The sequence below is a fragment of the Halomonas daqiaonensis genome, from assembly GCF_900109725.1.
Lineage (GTDB): Bacteria > Pseudomonadota > Gammaproteobacteria > Pseudomonadales > Halomonadaceae > Halomonas > Halomonas daqiaonensis.
Map to the genome: position 1 here is coordinate 76,072 of NZ_FOBC01000011.1, position 14,839 is coordinate 90,910.

Annotated in this window: 9 protein-coding genes and 1 pseudogene; 9 read left to right on the forward strand and 1 reads right to left on the reverse strand. The window is 62.3% G+C overall.

Annotated features, from left to right (window positions below):
- Positions 1-53 precede the first annotated feature (53 nt).
- The 7 genes from BMY30_RS10485 to BMY30_RS10515 all read left to right on the forward strand — a co-directional run bounded on the left by BMY30_RS10485 (position 54) and on the right by BMY30_RS10515 (position 9,115).
- Positions 54-770, forward strand: coding sequence for a Crp/Fnr family transcriptional regulator (locus BMY30_RS10485; RefSeq protein ID WP_089713367.1), 717 nt, complete (start codon positions 54-56; stop codon positions 768-770).
- A gap of 162 nt (positions 771-932) precedes the next feature.
- Entirely contained in the window at positions 933-1,307 is a 375-nt protein-coding gene (locus tag BMY30_RS10490; RefSeq protein WP_089713369.1) for a hypothetical protein, read from the forward strand.
- Between the two features lie 84 nt (positions 1,308-1,391).
- Positions 1,392-3,665, forward strand: a complete 2,274-nt coding sequence (locus BMY30_RS10495; RefSeq protein WP_089713371.1) for a VWA domain-containing protein — start codon at positions 1,392-1,394, stop codon at positions 3,663-3,665.
- Positions 3,666-3,685: 20 nt separating this feature from the next.
- Positions 3,686-4,444, forward strand: a complete 759-nt coding sequence (locus BMY30_RS10500; protein WP_139195511.1) for a hypothetical protein — start codon at positions 3,686-3,688, stop codon at positions 4,442-4,444.
- Positions 4,441-6,663, forward strand: a complete 2,223-nt coding sequence (locus BMY30_RS10505) for a hypothetical protein (RefSeq protein WP_089713375.1) — start codon at positions 4,441-4,443, stop codon at positions 6,661-6,663. Before BMY30_RS10500 ends, BMY30_RS10505 begins: the two co-directional genes overlap by 4 nt.
- 343 nt (positions 6,664-7,006) lie before the next feature.
- Entirely contained in the window at positions 7,007-8,392 is a 1,386-nt protein-coding gene (locus BMY30_RS10510) for a trypsin-like serine peptidase (protein ID WP_139195512.1), read from the forward strand.
- 9 nt (positions 8,393-8,401) lie between these two features.
- The gene (locus BMY30_RS10515) at positions 8,402-9,115 is read left to right on the forward strand and encodes a trypsin-like serine protease (protein ID WP_139195513.1); all 714 of its coding nucleotides are present in this window, start codon (positions 8,402-8,404) and stop codon (positions 9,113-9,115) included.
- Positions 9,116-9,251: 136 nt separating this feature from the next.
- Here BMY30_RS10515 and BMY30_RS10520 read toward each other — a convergent pair whose 3' ends face one another.
- Positions 9,252-10,640, reverse strand: coding sequence for a hypothetical protein (locus tag BMY30_RS10520; RefSeq protein ID WP_089713382.1), 1,389 nt, complete (start codon positions 10,638-10,640; stop codon positions 9,252-9,254).
- Between the two features lie 464 nt (positions 10,641-11,104).
- Between BMY30_RS10520 and BMY30_RS18485 the strand changes: the two are divergent.
- Positions 11,105-11,695, forward strand: a pseudogene (locus BMY30_RS18485) (PAS domain-containing protein); the annotation flags it as partial.
- Positions 11,696-11,759: 64 nt separating this feature from the next.
- Positions 11,760-14,744, forward strand: a complete 2,985-nt coding sequence (locus tag BMY30_RS10530; protein WP_244516184.1) for a bifunctional diguanylate cyclase/phosphodiesterase — start codon at positions 11,760-11,762, stop codon at positions 14,742-14,744.
- Positions 14,745-14,839: the final 95 nt, after the last annotated feature.

Below are 14,839 nucleotides of genomic sequence, written 5' to 3' on the forward strand. Positions count from 1 at the left end.
CACTTAGTTTGTTCCATGTGCCGATGGCAATTATTCACGCCAGGAGCCGCAACATGGATTGCACCACTTCCCCTTCATATAGCAATCGACTTCTCGACAGCCTGCCGGAAGAGGACAGAAAACGTTTTCTCGCCGACTGCGAGATCGTGGATCTGGCGTTCGGCCGGAAGTTGGCCGAGCCGGGCGAAACGATCTCCTATGCCTTCTTCCCCATCGACTGCCTCGTTTCCCTGATTGCCACCCTGGAGAGCGGCGGTCGGCTGGAAGTCTCCATGGCCGGCAACGAAGGCATGGTGGGGTTCCCCTTGATGCTCGGGGCAGAGAAGAGCTCGCTTCAGGCGGTCGTCCAGGGGGCAGGAGCGGCTCTGCGCATGTCGTCGGCCTGCTTCCAGGACCACCTGGAGCGCAGTCCCGCGCTGGAGAGGCTGATGAAGCGCTATCTCAATGTCTTGATGAGCCAGATCTCCCAATCCGCGGCCTGTGCCCATTACCACAGCCTGGAGGCGCGCACGGCACGCTGGTTGTTGATGACCCACGACCGGACCCGCGGAGACGAGTTGCGTATCACCCACGAATTTCTTTCCGGAATGCTGGGCGTGCGGCGAGCCGGCGTCACCCTGGCAGCCAAGGCACTGCAGAGGCGCGGCCTGATCGACTACCAACGGGGCAGGATCACCGTACACGATCGCCCCGGCCTGGAGGCGGCCTCCTGTCGCTGCTACGCCACCGATCGCAAAACCTACGGGCAGATGATCGAACGGTTAGCCTGATCGCGAAGGCGAAACATCTCTCCCCCTCCCCTAGGACGAAAAACGCGTCGCGAACGCCTATCGTAATTTTTCGGTTGCGCCGCGCACGCTCAGTAGCGACGTCTTGAAAGCGGCTACACTCATGCTTGTTGGTCTACCCAAAATTCCAATAAGGATCCTCGCATGAAACCGCAGCGCTTACTCGCCGCTATGCTCCTCGCGACAACCGTCCCTCTCGTAGCCGATCCCGCCTTCGCCGGCCGCGCCTCCGGCACCATCGACGGCCATGACGTTGACGTCGAACTCGACTGCTCGGGCTGGCAAGGCGCGATGATGTCGGCGACTTCGACCGGCCCAGACGCGGATCTGCTCTTTGACGCGATGCTCTTCGTCGAAATGAACCGCTTGGCCATTACCTACAAGCCGGAGGAGAAGCGCTACCAACTGCTCTTCGGGATAGAAGAACCGGGCGAGAAGCTTGAGGTCGCCAGCACCTTCAGCAACAAGGCGACAGGCGATCGCTATGAGGCCGAGCTCTCGCTGGACTGCAGCGACTGATCCAAAGGCGTCGGCAACGCAGGAGCCCCGAATCATCAACGATCGAGTCGGGTGTGGCAATGTTGCGTTTCAAGGAGCTCGTCCATGTTCTCGATCCTCAAACCCTCCACAGCCCGGCCCGGCACTCAAGGTCGAGAACAGGTATTTGGAGCGCTCCCCCTGGCTGCCGCACTCACCGCTGGCCTGCTAATCGGCGGGGCCGCCACCGCCCAGGAGGCCGGTCCGGGGAGCATCATCGTCCTCGACGCCTCCGGTTCGATGTGGGGCCAGATCGCCGGGGAGCCGAAGATCACGATCGCCCAGCGCGTCGTTGGTGACCTTCTCGATACACTGCCGACCGACCAGACGCTCGGCCTTGTCGCTTATGGCCACCGCCGGAAAGGCGACTGCGGCGACATCGAGACCTTGGTCGAGCCGGCCACCGGCTCGGCCGAGGCGATCCGTGCGGCGGTCGAGGCAATGTCGCCCAAGGGCAAGACACCGCTTTCTGCGGCGGTGCTCAAGGCCGCCGAGCGGCTGAAATACGAGGAGGAGATCGCTACGGTCGTCCTCATCTCGGACGGCGAGGAGACCTGCAACCTTGATCCCTGCGAGGTCGGCCGCCGGCTCGAGGAGACGGGCGTAGGCTTCACCGCCCACGTCGTCGGCTTCGGCGTCACAGAGGAGACGGGTGCGGGCCTCGCCTGCCTCGCGGAGAACACCGGTGGCCTCTATCTCGCCGCCGACGACGCCGAGGGGCTCGCCGCGGCACTCGAGCGCGTCAGCGCGCCACCGGACCCCGTCCCGGCCACGTTTACCGCCGAGATCGCGGGGACGGGCGAACCGATCACCGAGGGGCTCGTCTGGACGCTTCGCGACCTCGGCACGGACGCCGCTCTGGTCGAGAACGCCATCCAGGCCGAGCTCCGCCATGAGCTGGCGCCCGGTCGCTACGAAGCCGAGGCGTTGTGGATCGATGCCGAAGCCTACGCCTCCGTGACCGTGGAGATCGAACCCGGCGGAGAGCCGATCCAGGCGTTGGTCAGCTTCGAGCGGCCATTGCCACAGGCAAGCGTGGATGCACCGGAAAGCGCACCGGCGGGCGCGACGGTCGAGGTGGCATGGACAGGGCCGGACGCCGAGAAAGACTATCTCGCGGTATTTCCCGAGGAAGGCAACTACACCGCCTACACCTACACGTCCGAGGGCTCATCCCTCCAACTCCTGATGCCACCCGAGCCCGGACGCTACGAGATTCGTTATGTCCTCTCCGCGAGCGGTGCGGCGCTCGCCGCCGCTGCGATCGAGATAGCGCCGGTCACCGCAAGCGTGACGCCCCCCGAGTCCGCCGTGGTCGGCGAGACGGCCGCCGTCGCGTGGACCGGGCCCGGCTATGACGGCGACTATATCGCGGTCGCCGAGCTCGGCATGGAAGACCGCCGCTATCTTACCTACGCCTATGTCGAGAGCGGCTCACCGATCGAGATCCAGATTCCGGGCGAACCGGGCGAGTACGAGCTTCGCTACATCCAGCGCCAGGGGGCGAAGGTGATGGCACGCGCGCCGCTTATCGTCAGGGGCGCCGAGGCGACGCTCGCCGCGCCGGAAACGGCCACGGCCGGGACCGCGGTGGCCGTCGAGTGGACGGGGCCGGCGCGGCCCGGCGACTTTCTCACGGTGGCGCTGCCGGGGGCGAAGGGCGGCGACTACGAGAACTATGTCTACACGCGGAATGGTTCGCCCGCGAGCCTGGTCATGCCGGCCAATCCCGGCGATTACGAGATCCGTTACGTGCTCGACCAGGATCGCGCCGTGCTGGCGACGCGGCCGATCCGGGTCGAGACGGCACAGGCGGGCGTGAACGCCCCGGCGACAGTCGTCGCCGGCTCGACGGTCGAGATCTCCTGGACCGGCCCCGACAGCGACAAGGACTACCTCTCGGTCGCCACGCCAGACGACGCGCCGACGCGCTACGTGAACTACGTCTACACGCGTGAGGGCTCGCCGGCGCCGCTGATGATGCCGGCCGAGCCAGGTACCTACGAGATACGCTACATCCAGCGCGAGGGTGGGCGAGTCATCGCTCGCCAGCCGATCGAGGTCGGCCCGGTCGAGGCGCAGATCGCCGCCCCGCCCTCGGCCCCGGCTGGCGGAACGCTCCAGGTCATGTGGCGGGGCCCCGCCTATAACGGCGACTACCTCGCAATCGCCCGTCCCGGCGACGACGGTGGGCGCTACGAGAGCTACGTCTATGCGCGAGAGCCGGGGACGGCGACCTTCACCCTGCCCGAGGCACCGGGCGAGTATGAGCTCCGCTATGTCATGCGCCAGGGCAAGCGCGTCATCGCGCGGACGCCGCTGACGGTGGCTGCGCCATGAGGGCCCGGGCGGCGCTAGCGATGCTGGCTTCGCTTGCAGCGCTCTGGGCGGGGCACGCCACAGCAGGCGAACTCGAGGTCACACTGACCGTGCTCGACCCCGAGAGCTTCGCGACGCGCCCGCCTGAGGGCCAACTCGAGTGGCGCCTGCAAGGGCCTGGGGCCAAGCTCGCAGAGGCGCGCGAGGCATCACCTCTGGCGGTCTTCGACCTCGCCCCGGGGCGCTGGCAAGTGGTCGTCTGGGAGGCGGAGACGCGCGCGGCCACCAGCTTCACCGCTCAGGTTCCGGAGAGCGGGACGGCCGCGGTAGCCGCGCTCCTCTCGCCAAGCGCCGCCGGAGTGATCCCGGCCGAACCCGAGCCCTCCAAGCCTTCACCACCCCCCGCGGTGGCGACTGAACCCACGTTGCCCACGCCCCGCTCGGCGAGTGACACGGATCAGCGCTCCACGGCGGGCTCCGCCGCGCTGCCACCCTCCTTCGACACGCCCAGATCGGAGGCGGCACCCGCGCTGGCGCCGGAGACGATCGCGCCGCTCGAGATCGTCCGCACCTTTGCACCCGGCGCCAGCTTCTCGGTACGCCTCCCGGCGGTCGCGAACTGGAGCAACGACCTCGTGGTGATCGTGGGTGGCGGACCGGGGCGGCGCGCCACGCAGGTGCGCGGCGACCTCGGCCAGATCGAGCTGACCGCCCCCGAGCGTCCAGGCGTCTACCGAGTCGAGTATCTCGCGATTCCCGAGGAGACGGTTGTCTCTCGAACGGAGTTCATCGTGGAATGAAATATCTGCTTCCCGCGGTGGTTGCGCTCCTGATTCCAGCGGCCGCCGCCCATGCCGACTGGCCGCACCCCCTTGTCTGGTCCTGCGACAAGCCCGGGACGGATCTCGTCGAGCCGCAGTGGTGCTACGAGCAGGGCGAGCGCCAGCCGGTCGTAGATACGACGAAATGGCTCGTCGAAGAATCCGCCGACTGGCTCGAGAAGCTCCGGGCGCCGCCGCCGGTCATCCCGACTGTCCCGCACCGCAGCGCGCAGGCCTACTACATCGAACTCTTGAGTGACGGAGAAAAAGCCAAGACGCCTCTTGGGCCCAATACGCTCTCCAGCACCGAAATCGATACCATCGTTCACGGCGTCTTCCCGCCGGACGCGAACATTCTCGGTGATGACGTCGCAATCACGCAGCTGCCGATTTTCATGTGGCTGAACTCGGCTGCAGCGATGCCGGCCGGCGACTGGCGTAACCCCTGCGGCCGATGGCTGCGCGGCGGCCTGGCCCAGGCCTTCGGGAGCCTGGCGGCAGAGCGGCTTGACGGCGTTGACGTCGCCGATCGGTGGCTACGGATGGGGACCGGCTTCCATCCTTACCTGGACCTGTCGCTTCACACGCCCTGGGACTTCGACGGCTCGGGCGAGGAGGATCCGGGATGTCAGACCGAAGCCGGCTTCAACCTTTCACGTGAGATCACCACGGCGGACTTGACGCGCGCCCTGGGACAACCGAATGCGCTCTTCTTCACACGGCTGGCGGGCCTGGTGTACGGCGGCGCCGGGCATCTCGACTTCGAACTCAACTCGCTCCTGCAGATCGCCCGCTCCCTCCCCCCGGGCATCCAGGCCGAGCCAGACCGTCTCGGCGTGGTCCAGGCGCTCGACCGGACGCTTCGGACCTGGTTCCCGCGCGGCCTTTACGAGGCCTACCCGACGGTCGCTGCCGGCTTCACGCGCCAGATAGGCGGCCAGACGCGGGGGCGGGTCTTCTTCACGGAGGAGGCGCCGATCCGTGCCGCGCTTGGCGAGACCATTGCGAGCGAGGTGGTCGTGGTCCGTCCATTGGCGACGGAGCTATTCACCGTGTTCTTGCCGGCGGCACCGGATCATCGGGTCCGCATCGAGGTCGAGGTCGAACCGGTGGATGCGGCCGCCGTTCGCGACGTGCACCTCCTGGTGAACGGCAAGCCGCGTCGAGACCACTTCAACCTGCCCCGTTGGACGAAGATCGTCGAGTCGGTTCCAAAACTGAGCAAGATCTACGTCGCGGCCGCGGCTGCGCCAGAAAGCCTCGATAGTCTCGAACCCGAGGAGGTTCGGGTGAAGGTCACGCTGACGAGTGTCGGCGAGTGTACGCCGGATCTGATGACGGCGATGACCAACCCGCGCAGCCTGGAGGCGATCGGGCAGATGGGAGACGCGCTTGGCCTCGGCGATGGGGACATGCCGGGGAAGCTGATGGAGATGCTCGGTGCCCTGACCGGTGCGAACGAACCGGCGGACCCGGCACTCTCCCCCGCAACCGGCGAGCTCTCGATCGTGATAGGCGGGCGCGAGGCCGGCGGCGCAATCTGTGCCGATCCGCTTGCCGCCGTGCAGCGCTCAGACGAGCCGTCTGCGCGCGACGTCGCCCTCAGCTTCTACACGCCAGGACCCTCGGCGACGATGAATACTTACGATGCCATGATCGTCGCTCATGACGGCTGGGAGGGCTGGCCCGCCAATGCCCAGCTCCAGCTCCACCTTCGCCTGCCGGGCGTCGCGCCGGAAGAGCTCGAGGCGGGCTCGAGCTATCCTGCCCGCCTCCTCGGCCTGCAGCGGACCGGCTTCTTCCCGATATGGTCGCGCTACGAGGGCGAATTTCACCCCTACTTCCCGTATCAGGAGGCCTTCACCGGATGGAGCGAGTTCGCCAACGCCGGCCCGCTCGCCGGGACCGTCTGGATCGACACGATCGAGGGGGGGCGAGTCTCGGGCCGGCTCCTGCTCGAAGGCGAGGCAGAGATGGCGCGGGTCGAGCACACGATGGAGGAGACCGGCGAAGCGACGCCCTCCTTCTCCTGGGAGGGAGAGGTGACCATGGAACCCGTGTCCATTGAGGCCGAGTTCACGATCCCCGCGCAGGAGGAGGGTCGGCAGCGCATGCGCGGGGGCGTCTTCGTCCGTCCCGCCCGGGTTGCGACGGACGAGAGCACAGGCACGGACGACGGCTCGACACCCAGCCGGTAACGAACGCCCTGCGCCCTTTCAGTAGAACCCGACCGAAGGAAGTGTGTGTTTTCCTGAATTCAAGACGTGGTGAACACCGCTTCCTATACGAGGGCGAGATGGTGCCGGACTTCAAACGCGAGTTACTTACCTTTCTGTTAGCGCATTTGATGAAGCAAAAGGTGAGCGGATGTCGGAGGAAAAGAGGATTTATGTTGACTACGCTTAGAATGCGCTAGGCCCGGTCGGGAATGGTTCGGTACGACCAATGGCGATCCTGACCGGGACTTGACGGATCGACGGCTTCGGCCTCGCTCCCTTGAGGCGTTGACCGTCGCCTTTTCCGAGAAGAGGGGACAGCATCATGCGACAACGGCACAACTACACAACAAGCTTGATAGCCGCAGCGGTATCGATGAGTCTTGGTCTTCCTGTAGCGTTTGCCCAGAATCAGGACGATCAGCAAACGACCTTCAATCCACAGCTGGAAATGCCGTCGATACAGACACCCCAGATCAATCGTGACGCTCTCAGGACCCAGCCGAAGCTTCAATCTCCCGACTTGCACACGATGCCAGAGATGGACCCCGAAGGCCCCGGGCGCAAAGAAATCTCGATGAACGAGCTTCCCGAGTGGCTAGTGAAGACTCCGCTCATTCAGGACATCTCAAAGCAGTCATTCGTGATCGATCGCCCGCGCCGCACCTCGATTGACACCCAAGACATGCAACTGATGCCATCGGTCGAATTCGATAATGATGAGGATATCGACGAAGAAAGACTCACCCCGCCGGACTTGGGTGAGCTGAGACAGCAGGCCCGCCTCGTGGATTTCGAGTTCTACGACATGGGCTCCGGACGCTCCTTCCAGGTCGTGTCGCCGCGCGCCAGACTCGCTGCCTTCGCGCGCGAGGTCAATGAGCTGGTAGACGAGACCAACCCAGAAGGCAAACCCGTCTCGGACGAGATGATCGAGCAGGAAAGCCGCATCGAGAAGGCCTGGAGCAACAGAACCGATAACCGGATCCGGCGTGCCATCGCGGACGGCTTTTCGGACAGGCACTCGATCTACCAGCGCATCGCCGATTATGGCGGCTGTTCAGCCAACGTACTGGTCGCCAATTCCAGGCGCATGATCGCCATCACGGCAGCGCACTGTGTCTTCACGTCCAGCGGCAACATCTCGAACGCTTCGATCCGTCCACGTCGTGACGGTGGAACATCCCCCACTTGGGGCTCCTGGTCGGTCTACGGCTATGGTTACTATCCCCAGTTTTTGAACAATAATTGCGACAGCAGTTTCAGCGGGGGCTGCATCCGCCATGATATCGCCCTGATATTCGCCCGCCCTGACAGAGGCGCGACACCGCCGGCTGGCATGGGCTGGGGGTATCGCAGGAAAGGCTTCCTCAACGGACACAATGCTTACCGCCGAGGCTACCCTGGCTGTGGATCGCCGCACAGCCCCTCCGGGTGCACGACAAACGCACTCTACGGCGATGGCGACGTCTTCAATCGATTCTTTGCCTTCAGGGATTCAGATGGCTGGCCGCGCCAGTTCCGATTCAGCTCAGACACCAACCCCGGGGATAGCGGATCCGGCCTGTACTACTACAGAAACGGTTACCCGTATGTTTACGGGGTCACATCCGCCGAGCGGAATTGCCGGCAGAACTGCCGCGGTCGCACTCCGAGCTTTGGACGACGGATCACACCTGAGTTCTTCGATTTCATCAACTCCGTGCGATAGCGGCGGGCCATGGTAACCCCCGGCTTTCGCTATTCTGACAAGGCGGTGCTCATGTTTCTCATGGGCGCCGCCGCTCTTTTCCTGTTTCCCGGCAATGCTCTGGCCCAGTCTTCTTACGACTTCCATTTCATCGCACACGCCGATGATCGCGGGGAGACTATCGAGCGGATGTGCGGTGCGACCCATCTAGCGTCCAACGTCGCCATAACGGCCCGGCACTGCCTGTGGGGAATCGGCGAAGAACTCACATTGGCCTGTCATGCCGGCACAGGGGTGGCCCTCGATAAGGTGCGAGTGGACCGGATCGTCTTTCATCCCTCCCACGACATTGCCCTTTTCCGGATTTCAGGGGCGGACGCATGTGGCGCACCACAAGAGCCGCCCACTATCGAACCGGCATCGACCGACCCCTATCACATCTGGACGATGGCGCCGCCGGACTTGCCAATCGACGTGTCAGACTGGATCCGCTCGAAAATCACCGTTGCGGAAGTCGAGGTGGATGGGCCAGTTATCCGCATGCAAGTCGGGCAAGACTGTCCGATGCGTGGAGATTCCGGTGCCGCACTAATTTCGATTAGAGGCGAAAAGCCATCCCTTCACGGCCTGCTCATCGGTGGCAGCCCCGATTGTCCCGGCAGCTCCGTTTTCGTTCGCTTCGCACCTGTCAGAGACTGGATAGAGCGCCATGTGGCAACTGTAGCGGAGGAGGTTGATCGATGATGGACTCTTCTCCTCCAGAGAGTCCTGTGGTTTCGTTCGCGACGCCGGAATTCAAGCGATACGTGCAACATCTGCGGTATCCACGGTTCCTGAGCAGTCTGTCAGGAACATCGGTACGGTCTGCCGTGTGCGAGAGCTATTGCCGCAAGCGCTGCGCCTGTGCGCCGCTGATCCAGGCGGCGCTCACCACGTCGTCCCAGGCCAGCTCCCGATGCAGGATTACCGTGCCGGACGACGGGTCTATCAAGCGCAGCCGTTCGGCGCCGAGCACGACCTGCAGCGCCTGGTCGGGGCTGGTAAAGGTGTGCCGGGCGCTTGCATCGGTACGCTCGTCCGATTTGCCTGCGGCCGCACCGGTTTGTGCCGCCGGCTGAGGGGCCAAGCCCGCGGGGACGTTAACTTGCAGGTCGTAGGTCGCCGAAAGCGCGTAAGGCGCGGAGGCGTCCGCCAGGACGAAAGCGTAGAGAGCGCCCACCTGGTGGTCCAGCAGAAGGCGCATGCCAGACAGATCCAGATCGCCCACCGCCTGCAGGGCCTGAGGCGACAGTTCATCTTCGAACTTTCCCGAACTGTAGCGATCCTTGATCCGTTCGCGCGCCTGCTCCAATTGCGCTTCGGAAAGCAGATACTCAGGGGGCAAAGGGTTCTCTGTGGGCCTCAGGCGGCCTGTGGTGAGCGGCACACAGCCGCGGCGGTCTATATGCGTAGGATGGGGCGCGCCGGACTCCCACCGTGCCCGCGTATGCCCGCAGACAATACCCTCGGCGACCGTGAGCACCAGTGTCTCGCGGCGGTAACGGCTGTCCGTCCCACCACGCTGCATGGCCGCTTCCATCTCCTGGCGTATCGCTTGGTGGGCGTTGCCCGGGATCAGCTTCTGTCCCCACCGAGCGGCGTAAACGTCGCGGGACGTTCCGCGACAGCCCTCCCCCGTGCAGCCCCGGGGCAATCGGACCGTCAACGTCTGGAGGCGCATCAAGCCCTGTGGTTGTGGGGATACGATCATCCCTTCAATCGGAAAAATATCCGCGCCCTGTTCTGCGCCTTGTCCCGAAGGGACGGATGGGGCGCGGGACAGGAGAAGGGAGCGGTAGCTCTCTCCGGTGCGCAGGCTCAGGAGCAGAACGCTGGTATCGTCTTCGGCCTCCTGGCCCAAAGCGCTGCTGCTGGTGGCGGCACCGCCCTGCTGCTCGGCATCATCGGGCCTCAATGTCTGGGAATCTGGACGCACGCAACCCATCGCCGACTCCAGATACCAGACAGCTGCACTTCGGTCGCCCACCCCCAGCGGCTCGTTACTGCAGTCAAAACCCGACGCCAAGCGATCGGCGGCTCGCCACGCCAGCATATTGGCTGACGGATTGGCCCGCGCATCTATATACGCCACATGACAGGCTTTGTCGGCGCTGTACGTCACCGATAGCCAGGCACTTATTGCCAGCGCGAACAGACTGCTCATCAGCCTGTCCGGGAACTGGAACGCCCACCGTCTGACCAGCCGTGAAGCTCGGCTCGTGTTGGTCATCACATCCTCCGGCTCCCGTTGCCGGTGCTGGCGGCTTCAGGAACCAATATCAGACCACCGCCGCTAGCTGTTTTACCGGCCAGCCCGTCACCCGGCTTACGAACCGGTTCAAAATACACTCGCTTCCAGCGAGCCTCTGTCACTACCCTGCCAGTGCCAGATTGGCTGGGACAAACAGGCAACGGCGGCGGGTTTTATGACGTGTTTCCCTGATGATCAAGCATCAAGTAGGATGACAAAGTTCAAAGATTCAAGAAACTGGCTGCCTTTCTTGATATAAACTATTGTTTTTATTAAAAAAAGCAACCTGTTCTCGGGTATGCCCATCATCCTACTCCGGGCCAGTGGTCGAACCCTTACCTGCCGATAGGTCCTAAGTGAACTCAGTTTTTGATCACGCTCTTCCCGCCTGGACTCGCTCGCTTTTTGATGTAGCTATCTGGCACTCGCTCGATGCGGTGATCGTGACCACGGCCGAGCTCGAGTTGCCGGGTCCGCAGATCCTCTATGCCAACCCTGCCTTCTGCCGAATGACCGGCTATAGCGAAGAGGAGCTCCTCGGGCAGACTCCTCGCCTTCTTCAGGGCCCCGATACCGACCCCGGCGTATTGCAGGCATTGCGCGATTCTCTGGTGCATCAGGACCCCTTCATCGGCTCCACCATCAATTACCGCAAGGATGGGACTCCCTATCAAGTCGAGTGGAGCATCTCCCACGTGCAGGGTGAGGAAGGCAATACTGAATTTTTCGTCTCCCTTCAGCGCGTCGTTAATTCGGATTCGGCTCGCCTGCTGCACATGGAAGCGATACTTCAGGCAGCCCCGGTCGGTATTTTCCTGACAGGACCCGGCGGCATCATCGAGACAACCAACCGCGTCGCCGAGCAGACCTTCGGTTATCCGCCCGATGAGCTCAAAGGGCAGCCGATCGATATCCTGGTACCCGATGAACTCAGGGCTAAACACGTCGACCATCGTCAGGACTTCGCTCGATCACCCGAGACTCGCCAGATGAAGCCTGAACGAGAACTCCAGGGACAGCGTCGAGACGGGAGTCGCTTTCCCCTGGAAGTCGGCCTGGCCCCTGTTGTCATCGACGGTGTGACACACACTGGCCTCGGTGAGCGACATCAGCGAGCGCAAGCAGACAGAGCAGGCGATGGCGTTTCACACCCGCCTGCAAGCCGCGCTGGCGGCCTTTGGTCGGGCGGGCCAAGGCGCCTCCCTCGAAGAACTCTATCGACAGACGGTCGAGCTGGCCATCGATGCCCTGGGCTTCGAAGCGGCCCTGTTGATCGAGGTTCAGTCATCGAACGAGGAAGGGAACGTGGTGGCAGGCATCACCAGCACCGGGCAGCCGGACGTGCACTGGCCCGACGCCCTGCCATTGAGTCGCGACAACCTGGCCAGGCTGGCGATGGAAAGGGGAGAACCCGCCATCGGCGAACTCCCGCCCCTGCTGGATGAGACGATGAAAGGCTGGACTCAGCCCCTTCAGACCCTGTGTATCCCGGTAAACGAGCCTGACCGATGCTGGGGCCTGTTATATGTATTCCAGAGTGATCAGGTCATCCTCAGTGAGGCCTGTTTACAAGGGCTTTCGAGCCTGGCGGATACCTTGGCCTCGGCTACCCGGCGGGAGCGTGACCAAAGAGAAATGCGGCAAGCGGATCACTTGCGCCTGATTGCCGGTCGCGCGGCAAACCTGGGAGGCTGGAGCTATGATCCGCATAGCACGGAAGTCCATTGGTCCGATGAAGTATGCGCCATCCATGAACTGCCTTCGGGCTGCAGATTAACCGGGGAAGAGGCACTCAGCTTCTATCTCCCTGAATATCGAGAGCGTATCGTCTCACTCGTCGAAGCCTGCGCAAGAGCTGGCATGTCCTTCGATGAAGAAGCCGAGATCCTAACCGCCATGGGCAATCGACGGCAGGTCAGAGTCATCGGTAATGCCGTCAGTGGTACCTCCAATGACGTCCGTGAGGTTCAGGGGGCCTTTCAGGATATCACCGATCAGCGACACATAGAGAAGCGCCTGGCCCGGAGCCACGAGCAGTTCAGGCAACTCTCCGATGCCATGCCCGGTATCGTATGGACTGCAGACAAAAATGGACAACTGGATTACGCCAACCGGCGTTTTCACGCTATTACCGGCATCACCAATGACGTCTTTCCGGGGGATGGCTGGGTCCATGCCCTGCATCCCGATGACGTAGTCAGGTGCATGGAGGAGTGGAGGAATTCCATCACGAAACAGGAGCCCTATGACATTGATTTTCGCCTGTATCACAAGAGCGAAGACGACTACCGCTGGTATCGAGTCAACGCCGATCCAGTTCGTGATGAACAGGGTCAGGTTTACAAGTGGTATGGCAGCACGCTGGACATCCATGATCGTAAAGTGCTAGAGGAAGAGCTTACTCAGGCGGCCGATACACTGAGCCGGACACTGGAGAGCATTACCGACGGTTTCTTCACACTTGACAGGAACTGGAACTTCACATACTTCAACCTTGAAGCGGAACACTTGCTGCGAAAATCGAGAGACAAGGTCCTGAACCGTAGCATCTGGCAAGTCTTCCCCGAACTTTCTGGTTCGGAGCTCGAAAAGAGATATCGCCGAGCCATGGCCGAGTGTATCAGTCTAACCTCCGAGCAATATTACGCCCCACTTGATACCTGGTTCGAGAATCACATCTACCCCACAGAGGAAGGGCTTACCGTCTATTTTCGAGACGTAACTGAGCGGAAAAGAAGCGCGGACAAGATAGAATTCCTGGCGTACCAGGACCCTATGACGCATCTTCCCAACAGGAGACTCTTTCAGGAACGGCTTGAAAGGATTATCGCGACAAGCCAGGAGGCCCCAGCAAACGCCGGCGTGATGCTCATAGACCTAGACCACTTCAAGGTTCTCAACGATACCTTGGGACATAGCCGGGGAGACCAGCTTCTCAAGGCGGTTGCTCGTCGTCTCGAATCCCTCGAGGAGGAAGGGTTCCATACAGCACGCCTGGGAGGTGATGAATTCGCTATCTTGCTCGAGCATCTCCCTCCTTCCTTGGAAGAGGCGGCCTTCCGGCTGAAACGTGTTGCCGAAAAAGTGCTGGCCTTGCTCGGGAAACCCTATGAGTCCGAGAATCTCGGACTGCAGCGCACCTGCAGTATCGGAATAACGCTGGTAGATCCAGAGGGTGACAGCATGGAAGAGGTGATGAAGCGTGTCGATCTCGCTCTCTATGATGTCAAGCATCGCGGCCGCAACGCGGTGAGCCTGTTCGATCCGGATTTGCAAGCCGAGGCGAATGCCAGGGCATGGCTTGAACGCAACATTCCAGCGGGTATCAAGACGAACGAATTCATTCCCTACTACCAGCCCAAGATGGACAGTGAGGGCCGCTGTGTAGGGGCAGAAGCCTTGCTGCGATGGATTCATCATGAGCGGGGTGTTATCTCGCCCGGCGAGTTCATTCCCATCGCCGAGGAGACCGGCTTGATCAACGCGCTTGGCCAGTCGGTTCTCAGGCAAGTGTGTGCGCAGATGGCTCACTGGACGAAGCTGGATGCATTAGATGGAATGGCAATATCCGTCAACATCAGCGCAAGACAGTTCCATGAAAGGGGGTTCGTCGACGAGGTCATCACCATCGTCGAGGAGACCGGGATCGATCCTGCCAGGCTTCAGTTGGAGGTGACAGAGACGCTCCTTCTCGATGACATGAACCAGACCGTGGAAAAGATGAGTGCCTTGCGCAATCTGGGCATCAGCTTCGCCCTGGATGACTTCGGCACCGGCTACTCCTCTCTTGCCTATCTCAAGCAGCTACCGCTCGATGTTCTCAAGATCGATCAAGGTTTTGTTCAGGATCTGCCTGACGACAGCAACGATGTCGCCATCGTCCAGACCATCATCGCACTGGCCCACAGCCTGGGTCTCGACGTGCTGGCTGAGGGCGTAGAAACGGCGGAAGTCCAGGATTTTCTGATACAGGAAGGCTGTCGTGTCTTCCAGGGCTATCTCTACAGTCGGCCCGTGCCAGCGGAAGATTTCGAACGCTACCTGCAGAACCTTGATGATCCAGCGAACTCCAAGTCTGAATGACGGTAGCTCGCCTGGGCCAGAGCCGGGCTACGCTGGCCATCTTGCTGCTGCCCAGCCACAGGAGGGATACAATGACAGGCACTGGCTGGCCTCCA